Genomic DNA, 22,448 nt, shown 5'->3' on the forward strand with positions numbered 1-22,448 from the left:
TCACAGCACAGAAATAATATTAACTTCGAAAGTCAGCGGCTCGCCGGCCAGCGGGTGGTTGAAGTCGAACAGGCAGACTTCGTCGCCGAGCTCGCGCAGCACGCCAGCGAAGCGGCCGCCGCCGGGTGCTGCGAAATCAACCAGATCGCCGACCTTGTATTCGGCGTCCGGGCTGGAATTTTCATCCAGCGTGGCACGCGACACCTGACGCACCAGTTCCGGATTGCGCGGACCGAAACCGACACCCGGTTCCAGATTGAACGTGCGGTGCGTCCCTTCCGGCAAGCCCAGCAGCAGTTCTTCCAGCACCGGCGCCAGCTGGCCCTGGCCCAGCATCAGCGTGGCCGGATTGGCATTGAAAGTGGTAACAATGTCTTTGCCATCGAGCGAAGCCAGACGGTAATGCAGAGTGAGATAAGCCGATTTGGTGACGACAGCAGGTTGCGCGTTTGACATGACGTGAGATTGGTTAGGCTAGCAAAGGCTATATTGTAAGCCAAGCCAGCCAAAACGCCCCGTATCGGTGGCATTGCACGGAGCCTGTGATGAGTATCAAGCTATGGCCGCAACAACAACGCCCGCGCGAGCGCCTGATCCGCCAGGGTGCCCATACCCTGTCCGATGCCGAACTGCTCGCCCTATTCCTGCGCACCGGCGTGCCGGGCCGCGATGCCGTGCAGCTAGCCCAACTGACCGTGCAGCATTTCGGCTCGCTGCAGGCACTGTTTAGCGCCAGTCTGTCGCAATTCTGCGCCATCCACGGGCTGGGTCCGGCCAAATATGCCCAGTTACAGGCGGTGATGGAACTGGCGCGCCGTGCCATCGGCGAAGACATCCGCAGCGGCGCCGCCATGTGTTCGCCGGCCGCCGTCAAACAGTATCTGCGCGCCACCTTCAGCGGACAGGCACGCGAAGCCTTCCATGTGCTGTTTCTTGATGTGAAGAACCGCCTGATCGAAGCGCGCGAAATGTTTCGCGGCACGTTGACCCATACCAGCGTGTATCCGCGCGAAGTGGTCAAGGCAGCGCTGGCCAGCAATGCAGCCAGCGTGATGCTGGCGCATAACCACCCGTCCGGCTCGCCCGAGCCCAGCGAATCGGATCTGCTGCTCACCCGCGCATTGTTGCAGGCGCTGGCACTGGTCGATATCCGCATCCTCGACCATTTTATCGTGGCCGGCCAGCAAGTTTACTCGTTTGCCGAGCACGGCCAGCTCTAGGTTTACCCCTATGCGCTCAAGGGTTTACGCGCGCTTTCGCATGGAATACACAATTGTTAAATTTTTTCATTATTACGAGACACAATTGTTTTTCACAAGTCATTGAAAAAGCTCAGTTTTTTAGATATACTCTTGTTTTTCCAATTCTGGAATGTCTTTTAAGGAGTGCGTTATGGCACGTGTTTGCCAAGTTACTGGGAAGAAGCCGATGGTCGGCAACAACGTTTCCCATGCAAACAACAAAACCAAGCGTCGTTTCCTGCCTAACCTGCAGAACCGTCGTATTTTTGTTGAATCTGAAAACCGCTGGGTCTCCCTGCGTCTGTCCAACGCTGGTCTGCGTGTAATCGACAAAGTCGGCATCGATGCCGTACTGGCCGACATGCGCGCCCGTGGCGAAAAAGTCTAATTAGGGAGCTACCATGGCAAAAACTGGCCGCGACAAAATCAAACTGGAATCGACCGCAGGTACGGGTTTCTTCTACACCACCACCAAGAACAAGCGCACCATGCCAGCGAAAATGGAGATCATCAAGTTTGATCCTAAAGCTCGCAAGCACGTCATGTTCAAAGAAACCAAGATCAAATAATCGATCTCCGTTTCAGAAAAAGCCGCTCAGCATTAGCTCAGCGGCTTTTTTATTATCTATCTTCATAGTCCCTCCCCATAGGCAGTCCGCGTGCATCATGCCATTTTGCAACATCCAATACAAAAAAAATAATTGCATCGGTAAATCAGTACGTTATAATCTTCCTTAGAAATTGCTTAATAAATATTTTTATTGCATTAAAGTAATCAATAAAGGGGAAACACATGAAGAAAACTCTGCTCGCCGGCGTCGTCGCCCTGTTCGCTGCTGCTGCCAACGCTAATGCTGCGGTTAATATTGCAGCCGATCTGTCGGCGCAAAGCTATACGCAAAGTAGCACCTGGAACGGCTACAGCGCCCAATCCGCCTTTAATGGCGGCGGCTGGAACTCGGGTAACTTTGGCTACCAGTGGATACAGGTGGATCTGGGTTCGGTCAAGAATATTGCCAGTGTGCAATATGCGCTGGACTTGCTGCCAAACAACAACGTGATCGAGCAGGTTTTCGTATCGAATAGTGCCATCGGCACCAACTGGACCAGCCTCGCTCCTGTTGCCACCTTCAACGGCTTTGGCAGCAACGGCGATGTGCTGAACCAGACCCTGAATACCAGCGGCCGCTACCTGCAGATCGTTGCCAACGGCGGCCAGAGCTGGACCGCCCTGTCCAACGTGAACGTTGCAGCCGTTCCGGAACCGGAAACCTATGCCATGATGCTGGCCGGTCTGGGCCTGGTTGCGGCCATCAGCCGCCGCAAAAAAGCCGCCTAAGCTTCATCAGCCTACACAGGCAAAAAGAAACGGCACCCGAGGGTGCCGTTTTTACTCTCAGCAGTAGCTTTACGCGTAACTGCGCAGGCGCAGGGAAAAATCTTCCAGTGCCTTGATGCCCGACGCTTCGGCACGATCGCACCAGTCCTGCAGCTTGTGCAGCAGCTGGTCGCGGGTAAAGTGCGAACGCTCCCAGATCACGCCCAGTTCCACCCGCATCAGATGCATGGTCTCTAGCGCCTTGCTGTGCTGGAACAGTTCGCTCAGCTGCTGTTGCTGGGGCGCCTGCAGCTTGCCCGGTTCGCGCTGCAACAGCTTGCGCGAGGACTTCAGGAAACGCGCTTCCAGCTGGGCCTTGTCCTTGAGGTGACTCAGCTCTTCCTTCCAGGCCTGCTTGAAGGATTTGGCGTACTTGGCCATCACATCGTAGCGGTTGGTAATCACCGATTGCAGCGTATCGAAATCGGCTTCCAGCTTGCCTTTGGCGAACTTCGGTGCCGGTGCGCGCTTCTTCACTTTGGCCAGCCCCACCATTTCCATGGCACGGATATAGCCCCAGCCGATATCGAACTCATACCATTTCGACGACAGTTTGGCCGAAGTAGCGAAAGTGTGATGGTTGTTATGCAGTTCTTCGCCGCCGATCAGCAGACCTAGCGGGAAGATATTGGTTGAAGCATCGGCGCAATCGTAGTTGCGGTAGCCCCAGTAGTGGCCGATACCGTTGATGATGCCGGCCGCCGTTACAGGGATCCACATCATCTGCACGGCCCAGACGGTAATGCCGATCACGCCGAACAGGGCGAAGTTAATGATGAACATCAGCACGATGCCCATCCAGCTGCGGCCCGTGTAGACATGCCGCTCGATCCAGTCATCCGGCGTGCCGTGGCCATACTTCTCCATGGTTTCCAGATTCTCCGATTCGGCACGGTAAAGCTCGGCACCTTGCCAGAACACTGTCTTGATGCCGCGGGTTACCGGGCTATGCGGGTCCTCTTCCGTATCGCACTTGGCATGGTGCTTGCGGTGGATGGAAGCCCACTCCTTGGTCACCTGCCCCGTGGTCAGCCACAGCCAGAAGCGGAAAAAATGGCTAGGCAGGGCGTGCAGATCCAGCGCGCGGTGAGCCTGATGGCGGTGCAGGAAGATGGTCACGCTGGCGATCGTCATATGCGTCACGATCATGGTGTAGGCAAACACCTGCCAGGCGCTGGCGCGGGTCAGGCCATTCGACAGAAAATCCAGTACATCGTAGAGATACAAGCTCATTACAGCTCCAAAGTAGGCGTGTCTCGCGTTCGGATACTTACGCCAATGTTGCGATTTTTACAGGCATAAACAGTCCCGAACTGCTTCTAATAGGCGGATATTGTACGCCGGTTTAAGGCTAACCCGATCAGGGATTTCCCTACATCATCAAAATTAGCGCGGTGTTTGCGGACTCTCTACGGCGACGAATGGCGGCACGGCCGGTCCCAGTATGCGCATTTCGCGTTGCGGGAACGGAACAGAAATATTGTGTTCCTTGAGCGCGCGCCAGACTGCGCGGTTCACATCGGAGATGACGCCACCCCGGCCATTCTGCGGGTCATTGATCCAGAAGCCCAGTTGCAGGTCCAGCCCATCGGCGCCAAAGCTCAGCAGCTGGGCTGACGGCAGCTTTTCTTCCTTCAGCACGCGCTCTACCGACAGCGCCGCCTGTTCCAGCAGGCGCAGTACCTGATCCACGTCCGTATCGTAGGCAACGGAGACTTTGGTGGACAGCCACAGCTGGCTGTTCGACAGCGAAGAATTCTGCACCGCGCCCGACACCAGCATTTCATTCGGCACGATGGATTCCACGCCGTCCAGCCCCTGCAGCACGGTGTAGCGGGTATTAATCTGGGTAACCCGGCCGCTGTATTTGTCCACCGTAATCATGTCGCCTATGGTCAGGCTACGGTCAAGCAGGATCACGAAGCCCGACACATAGTTGCTGGCGATCTTCTGCAAGCCCAGCCCCAGCCCCACGCCCAGCGCACCGCCGAAGACGGACAGCACGGTCAAGTCTATTCCCACCAGCGTCAGGCTCATCAGCACTGCCACCAGTATCAGCAGCGCGCGCGCCGTACGCGCTACCACCACGCGCAGATTGGTGTGCATGCCCTGCACTTTCATCAGTTGCTCTTCCAGCGCCGCACCGGCCCACAGGGCCAGTATCAGCAGCACGATCACCGAAACCGTGGCCTGCAGCACATCGGCAATCGAGACCTTGTACTTACCCAGTGGCAGGATGGTGTTATCCATATAGTCGAACACATCCACCCACAGCCCCGTGATATACAGCACGAAGGCCAGCCAGACCAGCAACTGGAACACTTTTTCGAAGGCCAGCATGGTGGCGCTGACCTGACCGTGGCGGGCAAATACGCGCCGCAGCAGATAGAAAGTGAAACGGATGACCGCCAGCGAGCCGAAGATAGGCAGAGCAATCTTGAGCAGGTTCACATGCTGATGGTATTGCACGAACAGCAGCCGGGCCAGCCATAGCCAGCCCACCACGGCCAGAGGCGCCAGCACGCGGCCAAAACTTTCCACACCCCAGACCACCACACCACTATGAGCATCGCCCCGACGCAGGCGCTGGCGCAATAGACGCGCCAATCCGAAACCCAGCACGATAGATAGCAGCACAGCGCCTAGCTGCCACAGCAGGCTGGGGTCCTGCAGGTCGCCGGTCAGGTCATCGATCAGGTTCAGCAGCGGCTGTTGCGGATTCATCTTCATGGGGGAAAGTTAAAAACATTGCTAGATTAACGTAAAAAAGGCCGGTTACCCGGCCTTTTCAGATCAGTAGTGCGGCGGCTTAGTATGACCAGCCCCGCTTAAGCCGCACTGAACCGGCATACGCACATTACTCTGCGCTATCCTGCGCCTCGTCCTTGCTGGCTTTTTTTGCCATAGGCTTGCGCTCGAACACGGCAGCAAAGAAGCCGTCGGTTTCGTGCTTGTGCGGCAGCAGCTTCAGATAGTCGCCCATTTCCAGCGCGATTTTCTGCTCGGCCAGCACTTTGCTCATCGGCACCAGTTCGAAATCAGGGTGGGTGGCAATGAACTGCTGGGCGATGAAATCATTTTCGTCGTCGAGGAAGCTGCAGGTGGCATACACCAGACGGCCGCCGCCTTTCAGCAGACGGGCCGCGCCATCGAGAATGGCGGCCTGCTTCTGCTGCAGTTCGGCGATAGCGCCCGCCTGCTGGCGCCATTTTACGTCCGGATTACGGCGCAGCGTACCCAGACCCGAGCACGGCGCATCGACCAGTACACGGTCGATCTTGCCAGCCAGACGCTTGATCTTGGCATCGCGCTCGTGCGCGATCAGCACCGGATGCACATTCGACAGGCCGCTACGGGCCAGTCGGGGTTTCAGCTTGGACAGGCGCTTTTCCGACACGTCGAAGGCATACAGACGGCCCGTGTTGCGCATGGTAGCGCCCAGCGCCAGCGTCTTACCGCCCGCACCAGCGCAGAAGTCCACCACCATCTCGCCGCGCTTGGCGCCGACGATGGCCGACAGAATCTGGCTGCCCTCGTCCTGCACTTCGATATGGCCATCCTTGAACAGCGGCAGATTCTGCAGCGCAGGCTTCTGCAGCACGCGCAGGCCCAGCGGTGCGTAAGGCGTGGGCGTGCTGCGGATAGGGGCTTCCAGCAGCTTGGCAGCCACGTCCTCGCGGTTATCCTTGAGCGCATTGACACGCAGGTCCAGCGGCGCCGGCTTGTTCATGCCGTCGGCCAGCAGCAGGGTTTCCTCTTCGCCCATCTGCTCGACCAGCTTGTCGAACAGCCATTTCGGCATATTCGAACGGCTCGATTTATGCATCAGCTTGCGGTCGATCTGCATGATGCGCTCGACCCAGGCCACTTCCTCTTCCGTCAGGCCGCCCAGCGATTCCACACCCACGGCATCGCTCATGCCCAGCAGGGTCAGGCGGCGCATGGTGGCGCCGCCGCCAGCTTCGGAGAAGTCCGTGTAGAAGGACTTGTTACGCAGCACGTTGTAAATACACTCGGCGATGGCGCCGCGCTCGCGGCCGCCCAGACGGGGATGATCTTTGAAGTAGCGCGACAGGGTGGTGTCGGCCGGCGCGGAAAAGCGCAAAATCTCGCGCAACACTTCTTCGGCGTTGGCGAGTATCGCTGGTGGCAATCTCATGGAGTTCCTTGTTTAGTTTTTACTTACTGTGGTCCACCTGGACCGCGCCCTGCACTATCGTTAGCCGGTCTTCGACAAACCAGCGCACTGCCTGCGGATAAATGACATGTTCCTGCTTGAGCACCCGGGCGGACAGGGTGTCTACGGTATCGTCGGGCATGACCGGCACGGCAGCTTGCACTACCATCGGGCCATGATCGAGTTCGGCGGTAACAAAGTGCACGGTGGCACCATGCTCGGCCACACCGGCGCGCAAGGCTTGCCCATGGGTATCTAGCCCGGGGAACAGCGGCAGCAGCGAGGGGTGGATATTAAGCATGCGTCCCGCGTAATGTTCCACGAACGGGGGCGTGAGTATCCGCATGAAGCCGGCCAGCACCACCAGATCGGGCGCATAGCCGTCGATCACAGTCTGCAGGGCCGCGTCGAACTCGGCGCGACTGGCATAGTCTTTATTGGCGACCACAGCCGTCGGGATTCCCTGCGCCGCCGCAAAGTCGAGCCCGGAGGCGTCGGCACGGTTGCTGATCACTGCGGCAATACGGGCGGGCCAGCGCTGCTCCTGGCAGGCGCGTACCACGGCTTCCATATTGCTGCCGCGACCGGAAATCAGGATGACGATATTTCTCATAGCCCGCCATTGTACCCTGTTCAGGCGGTCGGGACTACCACTAAGCGGGACTGCCGGCCGCGCCGGAGCGGGTTTTCCAGGGCCGGACGGGCGTGATAGCGCTTATTCGAACGAGTAGAACACGCGGAATGGCACTTTTTTCTCGGCCCAGAAGTCGGCCGCGTCGCGGAACACGTCGAGCAGGGTTTCGCGCGCTTCCTTGTCGAATTTCTGGGTATTAGGCAACTGTTCCAGCACCACGAGGAAACCGTTCTGCGGGCCGGCAGCGGCCATGGTTTCCGTCAGCGTGGTGCGCAGACCATCAAAATTCTTGCCTACGCCTTTAGGGAAACGGAAGGATTCGGAAATAATACCCAGCACCTGCTGCTTGGTCAGGCCGGCAATGCAATGGGCGTAGAGAAAATGCTGCTCCAGCCGGGCCGCTTCTTCCTGCAATTCGGCGACGCGGAACGCGCGTATCGATTGCACCAGATTGGCTGGCACGCTCATCAGCAGACTCTCGGGTCCTTCGGATTGACCTGGCATGTAAGGTGTGTCCACTTTTTTGTCGGGAGTGCCTAGCTTGTGAATTAATGAGTAAATAATTTGAGCACCTGTGCACTTTACGCGGCGTACGGGTCGGCGTCTGGCCGCGGTGGTATCCTATGTTTCACGAATTCCCTACGCTCGTTAGGGTAACGTGTTGTTCCTTTCAGATCAACTTGATTGTGGTTTCGCACGCAATATTTGTTAAAAACAGAACATTTTGTCCGAGATTGTGGGTCAATTCGGCACATTTCCTCCTCTGGCAAGGCGGCGACGGGCAGACCGGGCCGATGTTACAATTTGTTGCCATAGATACTTAATCAGCACTAGTTGCCGCTCTGCGCGGGGGGTACCATACTCTTCATGCAATATCAGAATCCCTGATAAGACATTCAAATTGAAACGAGGTTACCAAATGAACTTGCAAGCCAAACTGATCGCATCCGTCCTGTGCGTGGGCGCCCTGCCTTTTACCGCTCAAGCAGCCGATTTTGAAGATTTCGGCCGTGTGGTTCGGGTAACCCCGCAGGTAGAACAGATTAACCGTCCACGTCAGGAATGCCGCACCGAATACGTCCAGGTCCAGCAGCCAGCGCCTCAGCGCGGCGTGGGCGGCGCCATTGTCGGCGGCCTGATCGGCGGTCTGGCCGGTAATCAGGTGGGCGGCGGTTCCGGCCGTTCGGTCGCCACCGCTGCTGGCGCCATCGCCGGCGCGCTGGTCGGCGACCGCGTCGACAACGCCAATACGCCAGCCAGCGGCGGCGTGCAGGAACAGCAGGTCAAGCAGTGCCGTACCGTCGATCACTGGGAATCGCGCACCTCGGGCTATGAAGTGACTTACGACTACCGCGGCCGCAACTACACCACCGTGATGTCCTACGATCCGGGCGAGCGCGTGCGTCTGCGCGTGGCAGTGGAACCTGCCCAGCGTTAATTCACGCCTGATCTTCGCCGTTTTACCCTGCGCTGCCGGTCGTTGTACCGGCAGTGCCGTTTTCAGGCTTGCCTTGATCTAAAGCATCGCGGGATAATGCCGTTTCACTCTGTCGCCACCCGCCCCATGCTGATCAAACGTAAATCCATCGAAAAAGAAGAATCGTCCCGTCCTGCGCGCAAACCTAAATATGCGCCGGTCACCCTGTCGGAACAGGAGGGCGTACGCTATCTGCACTTCGGCACGGAATGGGTGCAGGGCGCCATGCGCATCCGCAAGCCCAACTGGCCGGAGCTCGAATATGCCCAGCAGATGATGGCCTGGATGCTGTGGCTGCCCCAGCCGCGCCACATCGCCCAGCTGGGCCTGGGCACGGCCACCCTGACCAAATTCTGCTACACCAGCTTCCCCCAGGCCAGCGTTACGGCGGTAGAGCTCAATCCGGCCGTGATCACGATCTGCGAGTCGATGTTCAAGCTGCCGCCCAACGATGCGCGCCTGCAGGTGCTGGAAATGGATGCGCTCGATTACGTCAACGATCCTGCCAATGCCGGCACGCTCGATGCCCTGCAGGTCGATCTGTATGACGCCACGGCGCGCGGCCCCGTGCTCGATACGGCCGAGTTCTATCAGGCCTGCGCCAACTGCCTGAACGACGACGGCATCATGACCGTCAACCTGTTCGGCGACCACCCCAGCTATGCGCGCAATACCAAAGCCATCAAGTTCGCTTTTGCACAAGTGATTTGCCTGCCGCCTGTGCATGATGGTAACGTGATTGCCATTGCCTTCAAGCGCCAGCGAACAATAGATCTGGAAGCTCTGAAACTGCGTGCCGCCGAGATCGTGGCAGCCACCAAACTGCCGGCCAAGAGCTGGGTTAAAGGGCTGGCAGCGGCCTAACTCCTACTGAAAGTGGCGCCCGATGTCTGCAACTCCTGCTACCGCAACTGCCCAGCCGCCCGCGGCGCCACTCGACCTGCAACAGCTATACGGCTGGCTGCTCGCCGACGGCATGGTGCGCAAGACGGACGTCAAGGAACTGTTTTCCCATAGTCAGGGCATACTGAAAAACGCCGTCGGCAGCATGCACCCGCTGTGCGCGATTGCCCACAGCAAGATACTGTCGGCCCGCCCGCCCCACAAGCTGCTCACGCTGGACCTGCTGTGCGAATGGCTGGCGGCCCGCTGCGGTCTGGGCTTCACCCGCATCGATCCGCTCAAGGTGGATTTCACCCGCGTGGCCGACGTGATGTCGGCCAGCTATGCGGCGCGCTTCAACATCCTGCCGCTGGAAATCAGCGCCGATACGCTGGTGGTGGCCACCGCCGATCCCTATGTGACGGAGTGGGAGCATGAAATCAGCAGGATTTCGCGCCGCGCCATCCGCCGCGTGATCGCCAATCCGCTCGATATCGCCCAGTACATCACCCAGTTCTTCAGTCTGGCCAAATCGATCAAGAAGGCCAACAAGCACAGCGGCAACGACCTTGCCTTGCGCAGCAATTTCGAACAGCTGGTCGAAATGGGCAAGAGCAATAAGCAGGTCGATGCCAACGACCAGCATGTGATCAATATCGTCGACTGGCTGTGGCAATACGCCTTCGAGCAGCGCGCCTCGGACATCCATCTGGAACCCAAACGCGAACTGGCCGCCATCCGCTTCCGCATCGACGGCGTGCTGCATCAGGTATATCAGGTGCCGGCCGTGGTGATGATCGCCATGACGGCCCGCATCAAGCTGCTGGGCCGGATGGACGTGATCGAAAAGCGCCGTCCGCAGGATGGCCGCATCAAGACCCGCACGGCGGGCGGGCAGGAAATCGAACTGCGCCTGTCCACTCTGCCCACCGCCTTCGGCGAAAAGCTGGTGATGCGTATCTTCGACCCGGAAGTGGTGGTCAAAACTTTGCCGGAGCTGGGTTTCCCGCCCGCAGCAGCGCAGCGCTGGGACCAGCTGACCCAGCGTCCGCACGGCATCATACTGGTGACCGGCCCCACCGGCTCCGGCAAGACTACCACCCTGTACACCACCCTCAAGGCACTGGCGACGACGGAAGTGAATGTCTGCACGGTGGAAGATCCTATCGAAATGGTGGAACCGGCGTTCAACCAGATGCAGGTCCAGCCCGGCATCGACCTGTCGTTTGCCGACGGCGTGCGCGCGCTGATGCGGCAGGACCCCGACATCATCATGGTGGGCGAGATCCGCGATCTGGCCACGGCCGAAATGGCCATACAGGCGGCTCTGACGGGCCACCTCGTGCTATCGACCCTGCACACCAACGATGCGCCCTCGGCCGTGATGCGCCTGCTGGAACTGGGTGTGCCCTACTATCTGCTGGAAGCCACGCTGATCGGCATCATGGCGCAGCGGCTGGTGCGCACCCTGTGCAGCGACTGCAAGCTGCCGGATGGCAGCATCAGCGACGAAATCTGGCACAGCCTGGCCGGTGGCTGGAATATGCCCAAGCCAGCCACCGTGTACCGTCCGGTGGGCTGCCCCGAATGCCGCCAGACCGGCTACCGCGGCCGCACGGGGCTGTACGAACTGCTAAGCGTTACGCCAGCCTTCAGCCAGCTGGTACGGGCCGATAGCGAACTGGAAGCATTGCGCGCCCGCAGTGTAGCTGATGGCATGCTGCCGCTGCGCATCGCCGGCGCCCACAAAATTCTGGAAGGCGTGACCAGCGCCGACGAAGTGCTGAAAGTGACGGCGGCACTGGGCATCCCTGCCGGCGACCGCTAGAAAAACATCATTATTGAAAAAAGAGCTGTCAATGCTAAGTAGAAATGTCCCCCGTTCCGCTAAATAGAAATGTCCCCTTCGGGACGTATCTTGGGGAAGCGGGGGCGAAGCCATCTTTGGTATGAGTGAATTGAGCTTGTACCGGGATGGTCCCTGGCGGCGTTGCCATGCGCTGTTTCCATGGATGGCCGATGGCCTTGGCTGGGTATAGGCGCCGACGCAACGCTTGCTCGACCTTGGCATTGACGTTCTTGCCATCGACCGCAGCAGCCTCTCGTTTGCCTGATTTTGTGCTGCAGGTATATGGTAATACGCGCCCTTGCCATAACAGCTCTTTTTTGCCGTCCGAGTGTTCGACGACTGATATCTGGGCCCCCCGTAACGCCAGTCCTTGATCAGCGCTTTGAACCTGATACAGCAGGCCATTGTGCTGACAACTGAGGTTACTCGATAAGCGCCGCTTGGTATGTGTCGCCAGTATGCGCTGCAAGGCCTTACGTGACCCTGTGTAAGGTACATGGGCGTCGCCAGTCATGGCAGGCACTACCGCAAACCGGCGGTTGAAGGCCCTGATGTACTGCGGCAACCAGGCATTGGCCGCCGCCTGGCTGCTGATCCCCTGCAAACGCATTTCCTTGACCAGACGGTCTTGCAAGGTTTTGTTGGCACGTTCTACCCGACCTTTAGCCTGCGGGCTGTTGGCCTGAATGCCTTCAATACCCAACTCTTCAAGTGCGCGCCCAAACTGGGTCTGCGCATCGCTGGCATCCTTGTAATCGCCCTTGGAAACACAGAAGATGCTATGGCGATCACTGTACAGGGCTGCTGGCAGACCGTGCTGGTGCACGTACTCTTCCAGCAATCCCATGTAGCCGAGAGTGGTTTCCGTGTCGACAAAGCGTAGGGCCATCAACTCTCCGCTTGCGTCATCAATGAACACTAATAAACAGCATGCTGGCGCGCGCCCCTCAAACCAGTCATGAGGCGAACCGTCGATCTGGATCAGCTCGCCGCGCCTTGCGCGGCGTTCACGCATGGGGTGAGTGCGTGCCCCGGCACCTCGTCTGGCTTTCCATATCCCTGCAGCCAGCATCGCCTGGCGCACCGTCTCCACCGATAGCTTGATCTCGTGCAGCTCTCGCAATTTCTCGCAAGCTAGCATCGGCCCAAAGTCCCCATAGTGGGTTCTAATCAACTCGACTGCCTGCGCTAATAAAGCTACCGGAATGCTCCGGTTGGACTGTTTGCCACGCCGCTTGCTCACTAAACCTTGCACACCCTCGTTGAGCATCCGACGCTTCAGTCGTTTTACCTGCCTGACGCAAACCCCTAAGCGGGCAGCGGCACTAGCCTGATCCAACTGACCATCTATTACCTGCGCCATGATCTGGCTGCGCAGCACCTCCTTGCCCGTCATCGTAATTTCCATCCTCTCCTCCCCCTTGAGACATCCTAGGGGACATTTCTATCTAGCGGAGAGGGGACATTATCATTTAGCGCTAACAATATTGAAAAAAGAGCTTTGCAGTTCAGCTCAGCGTGTATATAATAATGCCTCTTTCGGGGGTCGTTAGCTCAGCTGGTAGAGCAGCGGACTTTTAATCCGTTGGTCGCAGGTTCGAATCCCGCACGGCCTACCACCGAATTTGCTGTAGTAAATCAAGGAGTTACGAGTGATCGTAGTTCCTTTTTTTACGTCTGCAGGTTTTCCGCAGCAGCCATCTCCCCCTCCCGCCGTGGGAACACCATGCAACACCACACTCCCCTACCGCCGCAGACGCTTGCAGCAGAGTAGTGTAAGCTAGACACTATCAGTCGGGAGGAGACAGCATGGTGCAATGGCGTGACAGACTCGGCATGTGGCTCGCCTGCATGTTTGCCGTCACCTGCTGCGCCACCATTCTGCCAGCGCATGCCGTCACGCTGCGCACAGCGGCGCAGGAAGGCACGGAACCCAAGTTCATCGCCGCCGGCGGCGAGCGCATAGCCGGCATGTGTGTCGACCTGTTCCGCGCAATCGAACAGCTCGATCCGGAACTGCAGATCGTGGGGGACCAGAGCTGGAAACCGCTGATCCGCGCCTATTCCGAACTCGAACACGGCCAGCTCGACCTGGCCTGCGCCGTGCAGCGCATCGGCGAACGGGAACGGCGCTTCCATTTCATCGGGCCGCCCCTATACAACAACGAATACCATTTTCTGGCGCGCATCAGCGACCCCATCCGCATCTCCAGCTGGGACGACGTGCGCCAGTTAGCCCCCGACAATACGGTACTGATCAACCGCGGTTTTGCGGCAGGCGATATCATCCGCGCTCAGGGCGGCATACCGATCGATGACAGTGCCACCAATCAGGTACTGAACCTGCAGAAACTGGTGGCCGGACGGGGCCGCCTGTTCTTCCACCGTGGCCGTGATCTGCGCAAGCTGCTCGAACGTACGGGCAACAGCAGCAAAGTACGTGTACTGCCGCAAGTAATGCTCAGCTCGCCAGTATATTTCGCCACCAGCAAGCAGCTAGCGCCAGATAGCCGCGACCGGCTGGAGCGGGCCCTGTTCCAGCTTGAAAAAAGTGGCGAACTGGACCGCCTGATCCGCAAATGGGATTAAGCCGCCCAGCCGCCAATTTCCCGTTGCTGGGCGAGCTTATTCGCCCATCATGCGCACCCGTCCCGACACCCGGATAGCGCCCCCCGGCTCGGCCGGTATGCTGACCTGCAGATGGCAGGGTGCGCCCATATCCACGCCCTGTTCGATGGCAATACTGCCGCCATGCGGCCAGTCCAGATCCCGCAGATAGCCGGCCAGCGCTGCCGCCGCTGCTCCCGTAGCGGGATCTTCATACACGCCGCCCGATGCAAAGGCATTGCGCGCATGGAAGCGCTGCGGGGTTTCGGCATAGATCAGCGAGATCGTCGTCAGGCCATGCTGCTGCATCAGGCTGCGCCCTGCCGCTAGCTGGTAGCGCATGGCGCGCAGCTGTTCGCGGCTGGCCAGCGCCAGCACCAGATGGCTGGCGCCACCGTTGGCGATGGCCGGCGGAATCCGGTCATCGAGATCGGCCAGCCGGTAGCCAAATAGCTGCAAGGCCGCCTGCACCAGCGCAGGCGGAGCCGGCAAGCTGCTGGTCATGGGCGCTTGCAAGGTGGCATGGCCTTTACCATCGCGCGCCTGCGCCTCCACCACGATCTGGCTGTGGTTGGTGGTGAGCGGAAATACGCCGTCGCCATGCTGCTGGGCCAGCACCGTGCCCAGCGCTATGGTGGCGTGGCCGCAGAACGGCACTTCGCCATCCGGCGAAAAATAGCGCACGCGCCAGCCATCGCCGGCCGGTGCGGCAAAGACGGTTTCCGAATAGCCCATCTCGCGCGCGATTTCCTGCATGGCACGCTCGTCCGGCAGGGCTGCGCGTATCATCACGCCGGCCGGATTGCCGCCCTGATCGTCAGCGGTAAAAGCAGCAACCTGATGGACTTTGATGATGGTTTGCATAGCTGGTTCTCCATATAGAGGGTGGAATGGAAAAGCTTCTTGATTGACAGCAATGAGAGAGTTAGCCACTATCACGATTCACCGACTTATCTGCGAACTCGCCATGACTATACCGCGACTTTCTTTTATCGCCATGTTAATTTCTGCCGGCTTGAGCCTGCCCGTGCTCGCCGCCGCCGAAGACTCTACGGCCAGACATCCGATTACCCATGAAGATGTGTGGCTGATGAAGCGGGTAGGCGCTCCGCTGCCTAGCCCGGATGGTAAATGGGCCGTATTTTCCGTTACCGACCCCGCATATGACAGCAAAGAACAGTGGTCCGACCTGTGGATCAAATCCCTCGCCGATGATACGCCGGCACGCCGCCTGACGTTCAGCAAAGGTGGAGAAGGCAGCCTGAACTGGTCGCCCGATAGCCGCTATCTGGTCTTCGTGGCCAAGCGCGATGGCGACGAGGCCGGCCAGATCTACCGCCTCGATCTGCAGACCGGCGGCGAGGCCCAGCGCCTGACCACGCTGACGCTGGGTGCCCGTGCCCCGCGCTACAGCCCGGATGGCAAGCAGCTGCTGTTCGTCAGCGACATCTATCCGGGCAATAGCTCGGAAGACGATATTAAGCAGTCTGCCAAGGAACACAAGGATCGCAAGTATTCGGCGCGCGCCTACGAAACCTTCCCGCCGCGCTACTTCGACAAATGGCTGGACGATAAAAAGGTCCGTCTGTTCGTCATGGATGCCGAGCCCGCCGCCAAGCCGCGCGACCTGCTCGGCGGCACCCGTCTGGTCACCCTGCCCGGCTTTGGCGGCGCACAGGGCGACGAGGGCCAGTCGCTGGAAGCACTGTGGGCGCCTGATGGCAAGACCGTGCTGTTCATCGCCTCCACCAACCGCGACGAACTGGCGCGCGCCAGCGGCTATACCCAGATCTACAGCATGCCCGTTGCAGGGGGCGAGCCGCAGCAGCTGACGCGCGACCGCCACAGCTACCATAGCCTGAAGTTCGGCAACGAAGGCAAGTCCCTGTTTGCGCTGACGGAAGCGGAGCAGGAAGGCAAGGTGTATGACGTGACGCGCCTGATCAGTTTCGCCTGGCCGTTCACCAGCACGACACCGAAAGTGCTCACGGCCACGCTGGACCGGTCGATTTCGCGCTATGTTCTGCCTGCTGGCAGCAACCGCGTGGTATTCAGCTACGAGCATGCCGGACTCGAACAGCTGCACTCGATGAATCTGCAGGGCGGCGATCTGCGCGACGAAAAATCGCTGCCGACCGGCAGCATCAATTCGCTCGCAACGGGCGGCAAAGCCATGGTGGGCGTGTGGGAGTCTTCCATCCATCCGCCCGAAGTGTATGCCTTCGGCGCCAGCGCTCCCAAACGTCTGACCAGTTTCAATACGGAGCGCGCCGCCGGCATAGACTGGCAGGCGCCCGAGCACTTCTGGTTCAAGGCCAGCGATGGCCGCATGATCCACAATATGCTGGTCAAGCCGGCCAACTTCGATCCCGCCAAAAAGTATCCGCTGTTTGCCGTGATCCACGGCGGCGCCGCGAATATGTGGCGCGACCAGTTCGTGCTGCGCTGGAACTACCACCTGCTGGCCCAGCCCGGCTATGTGGTGCTGCTGACCGACTACAAAGGCTCCACCGGCTATGGCGAGGAATTCGCCCGCGCCATACAGGGCGATCCGCTCAAGGGCCCGGCCGACGAAATCAACGAGGCGGTCGATGAAGCGATCAAGAAATACAGCTATATCGACGGCAGCCGCCTCGCTGCCGGCGGCGCCAGCTACGGCGGCCACCTGGCCAACTGGCTGCAAGCGACCAGCACACGCTACAAGGCCATCGTGTCGCACGCGGGTGAAATGGACCTGATCATGCAGTGGGGCACCAGCGACAGCATCCATGGCCGCGAAGTCAACAGCGGCGGCCCCGTCTGGGGCGACCAGCCGGTATGGCGCGAGCAGAGTCCGGTACTACAGGCAGGCAATCATGCCAAAGGCACGGGATTCACCGCACCTATCCTGATTTCGGTAGGCGAACTCGATTACCGCGTGCCGGCCAATAACGCGCTGATGAACTACGCGCTGCAGCACCGCCTGAACGTACCGGCCAAGCTGCTGGTGTTCCCCGACGAGAACCACTGGATCCTCAAAGGCGAAAACAGCCGCTACTTCTATCAGGAAGTGCACGGCTGGCTGGCCAAATACCTCAAGTAAAAGACGCCGCAAAAATACCAAGCCCCGGATGCTGGCCTGCGCCAGTCATCCGGGGCTTTATCTATTTCAGCCGATTACTGCTGTTTGCGGCGACGGGCCACACCCACCAGTGCCAGACCGGCCAGCAGCATGGCATAGGTTTCCGGTTCCGGTACGGCGGTTACCGAGTTAATCCAGCCTATGTGCGAGTAGGTCGCGGTCGACCCGGACAGGTCGCCATAGCTCGAACCGTTCTTGGTAGCATTGTCGCAACCGTTCAGACCAAATGCGCCGCAAGCCGAGCTACCGCCCCAGCCCCACGAGTGCACGCCCGACAGCAGCCATTCGGTGCCATTCCAGACGAAGTCGCCACCGCCCGAGTCGCCGCCGGCGATCAGACCTTCGCGCGCGCCCAGACCGGTGCCGCTGCTCCAGGTGGTAGGCGCGACTACGCCCGAAATACGGCTCAGGGTGTTGTGGGCAGCGGTACCGTCATCGAAATCGCTCATGTAGGTAGCGCCAGGAGCATAGAAGCTTTCATCGAAGTCGTAGCCATATTTAGCGGCATCTTTGTTGAAAGTCTTGCTGTCCACATCGAATACGTTGTAGGCGTAGTGGCCCCAGGCAACGTCATTCCAGTTGGTAGCGGCATTGGTGTTGGCGTTCTGGGTAGTGCCGTAGCCGGCCATCAGGTATTCCTTGCCCACGTCATTGGTGGTGCTCAGGTGGTAGCCCTTGATGGTGGTCACTGCGGTATCGAGTTTCAGAATCGCGATGTCGGCGCCGGTATCCAGTTCGCCAGTCCATTTTTTGTTGACGTAGGCATTGCCGACCGACACGTTACGGCTGATCGCCGCAACGCCATTTTCCCAGCCGAACTGCACCGTCATCTTGGTGAAATCATCGGCGCAGTGGGCTGCCGTCAGCACGTATTGGCCACCTGCCAGCAGGGAGCCCGAGCAGGCCCAGTTACCCGCCGAATTGCTGAAGCTCAGACGGGCTACGCCGTCGAGCGCACCTACCACGCCATTGAAAGTCTGGCCAGCAACAAAGCGCCAGTTCGACGGTGCCGAAGTATTGCCTGTCATTGGATTCAGCGAACCGATGGTGGCATTCTTGTCGCCCACAGCCTGTGCCGAACTTGCCAGCAATACGGCTGCGACAATGGCAGCCAGTTTGAATTGTTTGCTTCCGATGCTCATGTGTCCTATCCCTTTGTGATTTCTTTTGGAAAATATTTTCTAATTGAGAAACCCGACTAGCCCGAATGTGGTACACCCCGGATAGCTCAAGTGTGACAAAAATATATCATTGATTTTTTGCAACTCGAACTTACAGAAGTAGAATTTATTTTTCTGAATATGTCTTGATAAGTGTTACAAGATGTGACAGGAATTGCATAAATTTCCATATTTCAATTATTAGAATTATTATCAATATTTATTCGAATCAATTACACCAGCATGAATGAATTTCATTTTTCAGAATGAAATCAAAGACAAACGTCTAAGGGATGGGGAAAGCGGACGCAACAATGAATCCCGCCTAGGCGGGCATGCCATGACATCAAGCGGGCAAAAAAAAACGCCCCGTAGGGCGCTTTAAAAAGTAAAAAAATGTTGTGGAAAACATACGTCATCAAGCAAAAAAAGCAAGCTTAGTATTCGTTTACATACATCTGATACTCGCCATCTTCCCCACGGGGAAACTACCGCATGCAAACGGGTCACGCACTATTTGATGCGTAGCGAGCTTTGCACCTTGTTGACACCCTGAACATTACGGGCCACATCCACGGCTTTATCAACTTCGGCCTGCGATGGCACAAAGCCACTCAGCATTACCGTGCCATTCGTGGTCTCCACGTGTACATCGAGCGACTTCAGGCTAGGCTCGGCCAGCAGCTCGGTTTTCACCTTGGTGGTAATCATGGTATCGGCCATGGTATCGCGCGCCTGAGCCGTTTTCGAACGGGTCTCGCAGCCCACTTTATCGGCTCCTGTCATAGTGCTGCAATCAATGCCGGTCTGGGCGGCATCAGCCATCCGGCGCCCTTCTTTGGCATCGTTGATAGCGGCCACATGGGCCGTTTTGGCGCTATCGAGACAGCCTGATTTATCGGCGCCCGTCATCGAAGCGCAGCGCGCTTTGGCCAGATTGTAGTTGGCATCGGCTACTTCGGTCTGGGCCTTCTGCAGGGTTTTTTTGTCGTTGCGATACTGCATGGCAGCTTGCGCTTCGCTATTGGCGCGGGCTACCTTGGCCTGTTCGATACAGACATCTTTGCCAGTGCCGGACTGTGCATCGCAGGCATCTTTGGCCGACTTGTAATCAGCCGCTGCTTTCTGGGTGGCGTTCTTGTAAGCCACGGTATCGCTATTCGGTGCCGACGCGGCAAAACTGGCGCTGGTAGCCGTCGCCATCACGATGAAGAGTAGTTTGTTCATGATGTGTCCCTTTATGGTAGTTGGTGGACACATTAAACCCCGGCGGGTGCCGTGCATCTGTGCGGAAACGTACAAAGTTGCAAAATCGCTAGCGCAGCACACCGCACTCATCGTGTTGCAGACCCTGCTGCCACAGCTGCTCTACTTGCTGCTGCCATGGCCGACCCGCAGCAAATACCTGCGCTGTGGGCGCCTGCTGCAGCCATGCCAGCGTGCTGTGGCTACCCGCCGTCATACCGCCTGGCTGGCGCACTTGCGTCATCCATTGCAGCACGATGGGGTAACGTTGCGGCTGCCTTTGCGCTATCCATGCCAGCGCCACCAGATCGGCATAACCTTCTTCGCGCCGGGTTTCCTGCAGCGCCATTTCCGGTGTGCTGGCCGCCTGTTCGAAGCCGGCAGGCAGGCTGTGCCATGCGCCTTGGGCATAGCGCCAGCAATGGCCTATCTCGTGTGCCACCATGGCTTCTATCATCCAGCTTTGCTGCTCTGGCGGCACGCCGGCCAGCACGTCTTCACTATGCGAATTGCCGCGCAGCGACAGCACCAGCTTGCAGCGTCCATCCTGATAGCCTAGCGCCAGCGGCACGTCGCTGGCACGTGCCTGGGGCTGCACAGTGATGTCGAGCGGAAGCTGCAGCGTCTGTCTGGCATAGGCCAGCACGCTGCTGCCCGCGTTAAGCCAGCGGATTTCCTGCGCCGTCAGCTCGGCCGCCTGCAGTGCGCTGGCGCACAGAATAAGGGCTGACAGGGACAGACAGTGCTTGATCATGGTGATCAGACTGTAGCACGGCACAGGGCGAAAAAATTGCCGTATGGAAGGATCTACAACGCTTTATTTCTACGTAGAAAATTTGGAATGCCGGAACGGCAAGTACTGTTGCGGCAGGCGGCGAGGCACGGTGCAGACAGGGGGGGAACCGCCTGCCGTACCTGCCGCCAGAGATGCTTATTTCACCAGCTGGGCCGCCGTCCTGAAGGCTGGCCGGATATCGTTCGGCACTACCTTCATCTTATCGAGCACTTTCTGCACCTCGGGGCGGATCACCACGTATTGGGCGATCATGGCCTGCGCGCGTGCATAGTCACCCGTCGCTTCGATGGTGAGGAACTCGCGGTCCAGATCCGTCACAGCCTGGCGTATCTGCTTGAAGTCGACCGAGAAGGTGCCGTCGCCGTGGGCGACGAAACCGCCTTTATCTAGCAGGTAGTTGACCTGGATTGCCATGCCGCGCGCATGCGCATCCGTCAGACCGAAATGCAGCGTGCGGAAGGCCGAGGCGAGGAAGGTGGTGTACAGCTTGCGCTCGGCGGCGGCGCCCTGCCCCAGCGTACCGGCCAGCTGGCCCTTGTCCATCATATAGGCCAGCGCATACAGGCCGGTGATATCGGCTTTGGCTTCCTCGATGGTGGAATAGGCTTCCTTCAGATCCTGCCGCGGCGTCGATTCGGCGCCGTTCACGCGGGTGCTATGCGGTCCCAGACCGTGCATGATTTCATGCGCCAGAATATGGGTGAAGAAGGAATCGAAATCCAGATCGCGCTGGTCAGCCTTGTTCAGCACCAGCCGCGAAATCGGCGTCAACGTGGCCTTGAATTTGGCCTCCTGTACATTCTTCAGCATCACGCGTTTGGAACCGCGCTGGCTGATGATGCGCTCGTCGTTAGGCAGGTTGTAGGCGGCAGTCTGCACGCCCATATTGCCATCGCCTGCACCGTACACCTGGTTCACCACCACCATGGGCGCGGCCGCACCGACTTTCGGATTGCGGTATTGCGCATCGAGCGGCAGATGGTCTTCCAGCTCCTGCATATGCTGGGCAAAGAAGTCCAGCTTGCGGGTCTCTTTCTCGTCGCGGATATTCACGTAGGCCTCGAACGCCGCCTTGTAGCCGAACAGTTCGTCGTTATAGGTTTCGTAAGGACCGATGGTGACATCCACGGGCGCGTCCAGATCCATCCATGCAAAATCAGAAGCCAGATAATCGTTGCTGAGGAAAGCCTCGGCACGCAGGGTGAGGAATTTTTTCAGCGAGGCGTTATCGGTATCGGCTGCTGCCTGCTTCAGTAAAGCGGCAGCACGCTCGAGTTCCGGCTTGTATTCATCGGAATATTTGACGGCGACGAACTGGCCGGCAGCATTCTTGCGGATGGTGGTGAAGAACCACTGGGCCTGCTCCTTGTCGGCCGCTGGCAATGCGTTAATCCAGCTTTCCAGCACCTGCTTGCTGGCACCTTCAGGATAGAAGTTTGCCGCTTCCGGCTTCTTCTCGGGGATGGAGATGCCGGCCAGTTCGGCCGGCAGGAAGCGCTGGTGTCCATCGAGGATGGACCATGGCCCCTTGTTGAGCCAGAAGTATTCCTGCCGCGCTTTCCCCAGTGGGCTGTGGTCTTTCTGCAGCGCGGCCCACAGCGCCTCGTTGCCGGACCAGCGCTGGCGCAGCTGCAGCACGTCCAGAATCCTGGCCGCTTCGATCAGTCTGGCGATAGCTTGCTTGTCGCCCGCCGACAGGGCACTGGTGTCGGCCGTCAGGGCAACCGGAGCAAAGCGCTTGGTCATGCGCTGCAGTTCGGCCACACTGGCCGGCGCAGCATAGGCGGTGAAACAGGCGCTAGCCAGCGCCAGCGGGAGCAGAATTTTCTTCATACTAGCCTCGGAGATAGTGAGGCTGGTATTTTAATCCAGCTCGCTGCT

Annotated in this window: 21 protein-coding genes and 1 tRNA gene; 10 read left to right on the top strand and 12 right to left on the bottom strand. The window is 58.8% G+C overall.

Translation table 11 applies throughout. The annotated features are described in order from the left end of the window. Window positions 1-456 carry an FKBP-type peptidyl-prolyl cis-trans isomerase gene (locus GTP27_RS04170; protein ID WP_161037920.1) on the bottom strand — a complete coding sequence of 152 codons (456 nt, stop codon included), beginning with the start codon at window positions 454-456 and terminating at the stop codon, window positions 1-3. A gap of 89 nt (window positions 457-545) precedes the next feature. Here GTP27_RS04170 and radC point away from each other — a divergent pair, with 89 nt between their 5' ends. The 4 genes from radC to GTP27_RS23720 all read left to right on the top strand — a co-directional run bounded on the left by radC (window position 546) and on the right by GTP27_RS23720 (window position 2,580). After that, window positions 546-1,220 carry a RadC family protein gene (radC, locus tag GTP27_RS04175; RefSeq protein WP_161037921.1) on the top strand — a complete coding sequence of 225 codons (675 nt, stop codon included), beginning with the start codon at window positions 546-548 and terminating at the stop codon, window positions 1,218-1,220. Between the two features lie 172 nt (window positions 1,221-1,392). Then, window positions 1,393-1,629, top strand: a complete 237-nt coding sequence (rpmB, locus tag GTP27_RS04180; RefSeq protein ID WP_008451488.1) for a 50S ribosomal protein L28 — start codon at window positions 1,393-1,395, stop codon at window positions 1,627-1,629. 13 nt (window positions 1,630-1,642) lie between these two features. After that, window positions 1,643-1,810 carry a 50S ribosomal protein L33 gene (rpmG, locus tag GTP27_RS04185; RefSeq protein ID WP_155433177.1) on the top strand — a complete coding sequence of 56 codons (168 nt, stop codon included), beginning with the start codon at window positions 1,643-1,645 and terminating at the stop codon, window positions 1,808-1,810. A gap of 224 nt (window positions 1,811-2,034) precedes the next feature. Beyond that, window positions 2,035-2,580 (top strand): discoidin domain-containing protein, encoded by a 546-nt coding sequence (locus GTP27_RS23720; protein WP_229633374.1) that lies wholly within the window; start codon window positions 2,035-2,037, stop codon window positions 2,578-2,580. Window positions 2,581-2,649: 69 nt separating this feature from the next. Here the strand turns inward: GTP27_RS23720 and GTP27_RS04195 are convergent, their stop codons facing one another. The 5 genes from GTP27_RS04195 to GTP27_RS04215 all read right to left on the bottom strand — a co-directional run bounded on the left by GTP27_RS04195 (window position 2,650) and on the right by GTP27_RS04215 (window position 7,898). Further along, window positions 2,650-3,852 (bottom strand): DesA family fatty acid desaturase, encoded by a 1,203-nt coding sequence (locus tag GTP27_RS04195; RefSeq protein WP_161037922.1) that lies wholly within the window; start codon window positions 3,850-3,852, stop codon window positions 2,650-2,652. 153 nt (window positions 3,853-4,005) lie between these two features. Further along, complete coding sequence (locus tag GTP27_RS04200; RefSeq protein ID WP_161038192.1) at window positions 4,006-5,343, bottom strand: mechanosensitive ion channel family protein; 1,338 nt, start codon at window positions 5,341-5,343, stop codon at window positions 4,006-4,008. A 133-nt stretch (window positions 5,344-5,476) separates the two neighbouring features. Continuing rightward, window positions 5,477-6,778: an RsmB/NOP family class I SAM-dependent RNA methyltransferase gene (locus GTP27_RS04205; RefSeq protein ID WP_161037923.1), complete on the bottom strand. Its 1,302-nt coding sequence runs from the start codon at window positions 6,776-6,778 to the stop codon at window positions 5,477-5,479. A gap of 19 nt (window positions 6,779-6,797) precedes the next feature. Continuing rightward, window positions 6,798-7,409 (bottom strand): phosphoribosylglycinamide formyltransferase, encoded by a 612-nt coding sequence (gene purN / locus GTP27_RS04210; RefSeq protein ID WP_161037924.1) that lies wholly within the window; start codon window positions 7,407-7,409, stop codon window positions 6,798-6,800. Between the two features lie 102 nt (window positions 7,410-7,511). Then, window positions 7,512-7,898 carry a barstar family protein gene (locus GTP27_RS04215; RefSeq protein ID WP_161038193.1) on the bottom strand — a complete coding sequence of 129 codons (387 nt, stop codon included), beginning with the start codon at window positions 7,896-7,898 and terminating at the stop codon, window positions 7,512-7,514. Between the two features lie 451 nt (window positions 7,899-8,349). Between GTP27_RS04215 and GTP27_RS04220 the strand changes: the two genes are divergently transcribed. The 3 genes from GTP27_RS04220 to tfpB all read left to right on the top strand — a co-directional run bounded on the left by GTP27_RS04220 (window position 8,350) and on the right by tfpB (window position 11,617). Then, window positions 8,350-8,868 carry a glycine zipper 2TM domain-containing protein gene (locus GTP27_RS04220; protein ID WP_161037925.1) on the top strand — a complete coding sequence of 173 codons (519 nt, stop codon included), beginning with the start codon at window positions 8,350-8,352 and terminating at the stop codon, window positions 8,866-8,868. 126 nt (window positions 8,869-8,994) lie between these two features. Next, complete coding sequence (locus tag GTP27_RS04225; protein ID WP_161038194.1) at window positions 8,995-9,771, top strand: spermine/spermidine synthase domain-containing protein; 777 nt, start codon at window positions 8,995-8,997, stop codon at window positions 9,769-9,771. 22 nt (window positions 9,772-9,793) lie between these two features. Beyond that, complete coding sequence (tfpB, locus tag GTP27_RS04230; RefSeq protein WP_161037926.1) at window positions 9,794-11,617, top strand: type IV pilus assembly ATPase TfpB; 1,824 nt, start codon at window positions 9,794-9,796, stop codon at window positions 11,615-11,617. A 34-nt stretch (window positions 11,618-11,651) separates the two neighbouring features. Here tfpB and GTP27_RS04235 read toward each other — a convergent pair whose 3' ends face one another. Then, window positions 11,652-13,034, bottom strand: a complete 1,383-nt coding sequence (locus tag GTP27_RS04235; RefSeq protein ID WP_229633419.1) for an ISNCY family transposase — start codon at window positions 13,032-13,034, stop codon at window positions 11,652-11,654. A 147-nt stretch (window positions 13,035-13,181) separates the two neighbouring features. Between GTP27_RS04235 and GTP27_RS04240 the strand changes: the two genes are divergently transcribed. Then, window positions 13,182-13,257, top strand: a tRNA-Lys gene (locus GTP27_RS04240). Between the two features lie 190 nt (window positions 13,258-13,447). Further along, a complete protein-coding gene (locus tag GTP27_RS04245; protein WP_161037927.1) occupies window positions 13,448-14,227 on the top strand; it encodes a substrate-binding periplasmic protein in 780 nt (259 codons plus the stop codon). A 36-nt stretch (window positions 14,228-14,263) separates the two neighbouring features. On the opposite strand, the gene GTP27_RS04250 is transcribed toward GTP27_RS04245, so the two are convergent. Then, the gene (locus GTP27_RS04250) at window positions 14,264-15,109 is read right to left on the bottom strand and encodes a PhzF family phenazine biosynthesis protein (RefSeq protein ID WP_161037928.1); all 846 of its coding nucleotides are present in this window, start codon (window positions 15,107-15,109) and stop codon (window positions 14,264-14,266) included. Window positions 15,110-15,212: 103 nt separating this feature from the next. Here GTP27_RS04250 and GTP27_RS04255 point away from each other — a divergent pair, with 103 nt between their 5' ends. Beyond that, complete coding sequence (locus GTP27_RS04255) at window positions 15,213-17,327, top strand: dipeptidyl-peptidase 5 (protein WP_161037929.1); 2,115 nt, start codon at window positions 15,213-15,215, stop codon at window positions 17,325-17,327. Between the two features lie 74 nt (window positions 17,328-17,401). On the opposite strand, the gene GTP27_RS04260 is transcribed toward GTP27_RS04255, so the two are convergent. The 4 genes from GTP27_RS04260 to GTP27_RS04275 form a co-directional block, all read right to left on the bottom strand. After that, window positions 17,402-18,508: an FxDxF family PEP-CTERM protein gene (locus tag GTP27_RS04260; RefSeq protein ID WP_161037930.1), complete on the bottom strand. Its 1,107-nt coding sequence runs from the start codon at window positions 18,506-18,508 to the stop codon at window positions 17,402-17,404. A 531-nt stretch (window positions 18,509-19,039) separates the two neighbouring features. Further along, window positions 19,040-19,753 carry a BON domain-containing protein gene (locus GTP27_RS04265; RefSeq protein WP_161037931.1) on the bottom strand — a complete coding sequence of 238 codons (714 nt, stop codon included), beginning with the start codon at window positions 19,751-19,753 and terminating at the stop codon, window positions 19,040-19,042. A gap of 88 nt (window positions 19,754-19,841) precedes the next feature. Continuing rightward, complete coding sequence (locus GTP27_RS04270) at window positions 19,842-20,525, bottom strand: hypothetical protein (RefSeq protein WP_161037932.1); 684 nt, start codon at window positions 20,523-20,525, stop codon at window positions 19,842-19,844. Between the two features lie 177 nt (window positions 20,526-20,702). Beyond that, a complete protein-coding gene (locus tag GTP27_RS04275) occupies window positions 20,703-22,400 on the bottom strand; it encodes a dipeptidyl-peptidase 3 family protein (protein ID WP_161037933.1) in 1,698 nt (565 codons plus the stop codon). Between the last annotated feature and the right edge of the window lie 48 nt (window positions 22,401-22,448).

This window comes from Duganella qianjiadongensis (assembly GCF_009857915.1).
GTDB lineage: Bacteria > Pseudomonadota > Gammaproteobacteria > Burkholderiales > Burkholderiaceae_D > Rugamonas > Rugamonas qianjiadongensis.

Bases quoted from the DNA above. Each gene is read 5' to 3' on its own strand.
- purN (WP_161037924.1), bottom strand. From the start codon at position 7,409: ATGAGAAATATCGTCATCCTGATTTCCGGTCGCGGCAGCAATATGGAA.
- GTP27_RS04250 (WP_161037928.1), bottom strand. From the start codon at position 15,109: ATGCAAACCATCATCAAAGTCCATCAGGTTGCTGCTTTTACCGCTGAC.
- GTP27_RS04275 (WP_161037933.1), bottom strand. From the start codon at position 22,400: ATGAAGAAAATTCTGCTCCCGCTGGCGCTGGCTAGCGCCTGTTTCACC.
- GTP27_RS04265 (WP_161037931.1), bottom strand. From the start codon at position 19,753: ATGAACAAACTACTCTTCATCGTGATGGCGACGGCTACCAGCGCCAGT.
- GTP27_RS04255 (WP_161037929.1), top strand. From the start codon at position 15,213: ATGACTATACCGCGACTTTCTTTTATCGCCATGTTAATTTCTGCCGGC.
- GTP27_RS04220 (WP_161037925.1), top strand. From the start codon at position 8,350: ATGAACTTGCAAGCCAAACTGATCGCATCCGTCCTGTGCGTGGGCGCC.
- rpmB (WP_008451488.1), top strand. From the start codon at position 1,393: ATGGCACGTGTTTGCCAAGTTACTGGGAAGAAGCCGATGGTCGGCAAC.
- tfpB (WP_161037926.1), top strand. From the start codon at position 9,794: ATGTCTGCAACTCCTGCTACCGCAACTGCCCAGCCGCCCGCGGCGCCA.
- GTP27_RS23720 (WP_229633374.1), top strand. From the start codon at position 2,035: ATGAAGAAAACTCTGCTCGCCGGCGTCGTCGCCCTGTTCGCTGCTGCT.
- rpmG (WP_155433177.1), top strand. From the start codon at position 1,643: ATGGCAAAAACTGGCCGCGACAAAATCAAACTGGAATCGACCGCAGGT.
- radC (WP_161037921.1), top strand. From the start codon at position 546: ATGAGTATCAAGCTATGGCCGCAACAACAACGCCCGCGCGAGCGCCTG.
- GTP27_RS04235 (WP_229633419.1), bottom strand. From the start codon at position 13,034: ATGACGGGCAAGGAGGTGCTGCGCAGCCAGATCATGGCGCAGGTAATA.
- GTP27_RS04260 (WP_161037930.1), bottom strand. From the start codon at position 18,508: ATGAGCATCGGAAGCAAACAATTCAAACTGGCTGCCATTGTCGCAGCC.
- GTP27_RS04195 (WP_161037922.1), bottom strand. From the start codon at position 3,852: ATGAGCTTGTATCTCTACGATGTACTGGATTTTCTGTCGAATGGCCTG.
- GTP27_RS04245 (WP_161037927.1), top strand. From the start codon at position 13,448: ATGGTGCAATGGCGTGACAGACTCGGCATGTGGCTCGCCTGCATGTTT.
- GTP27_RS04225 (WP_161038194.1), top strand. From the start codon at position 8,995: ATGCTGATCAAACGTAAATCCATCGAAAAAGAAGAATCGTCCCGTCCT.
- GTP27_RS04270 (WP_161037932.1), bottom strand. From the start codon at position 20,525: ATGATCAAGCACTGTCTGTCCCTGTCAGCCCTTATTCTGTGCGCCAGC.
- GTP27_RS04170 (WP_161037920.1), bottom strand. From the start codon at position 456: ATGTCAAACGCGCAACCTGCTGTCGTCACCAAATCGGCTTATCTCACT.
- GTP27_RS04200 (WP_161038192.1), bottom strand. From the start codon at position 5,343: ATGAATCCGCAACAGCCGCTGCTGAACCTGATCGATGACCTGACCGGC.
- GTP27_RS04215 (WP_161038193.1), bottom strand. From the start codon at position 7,898: ATGAGCGTGCCAGCCAATCTGGTGCAATCGATACGCGCGTTCCGCGTC.
- GTP27_RS04205 (WP_161037923.1), bottom strand. From the start codon at position 6,778: ATGAGATTGCCACCAGCGATACTCGCCAACGCCGAAGAAGTGTTGCGC.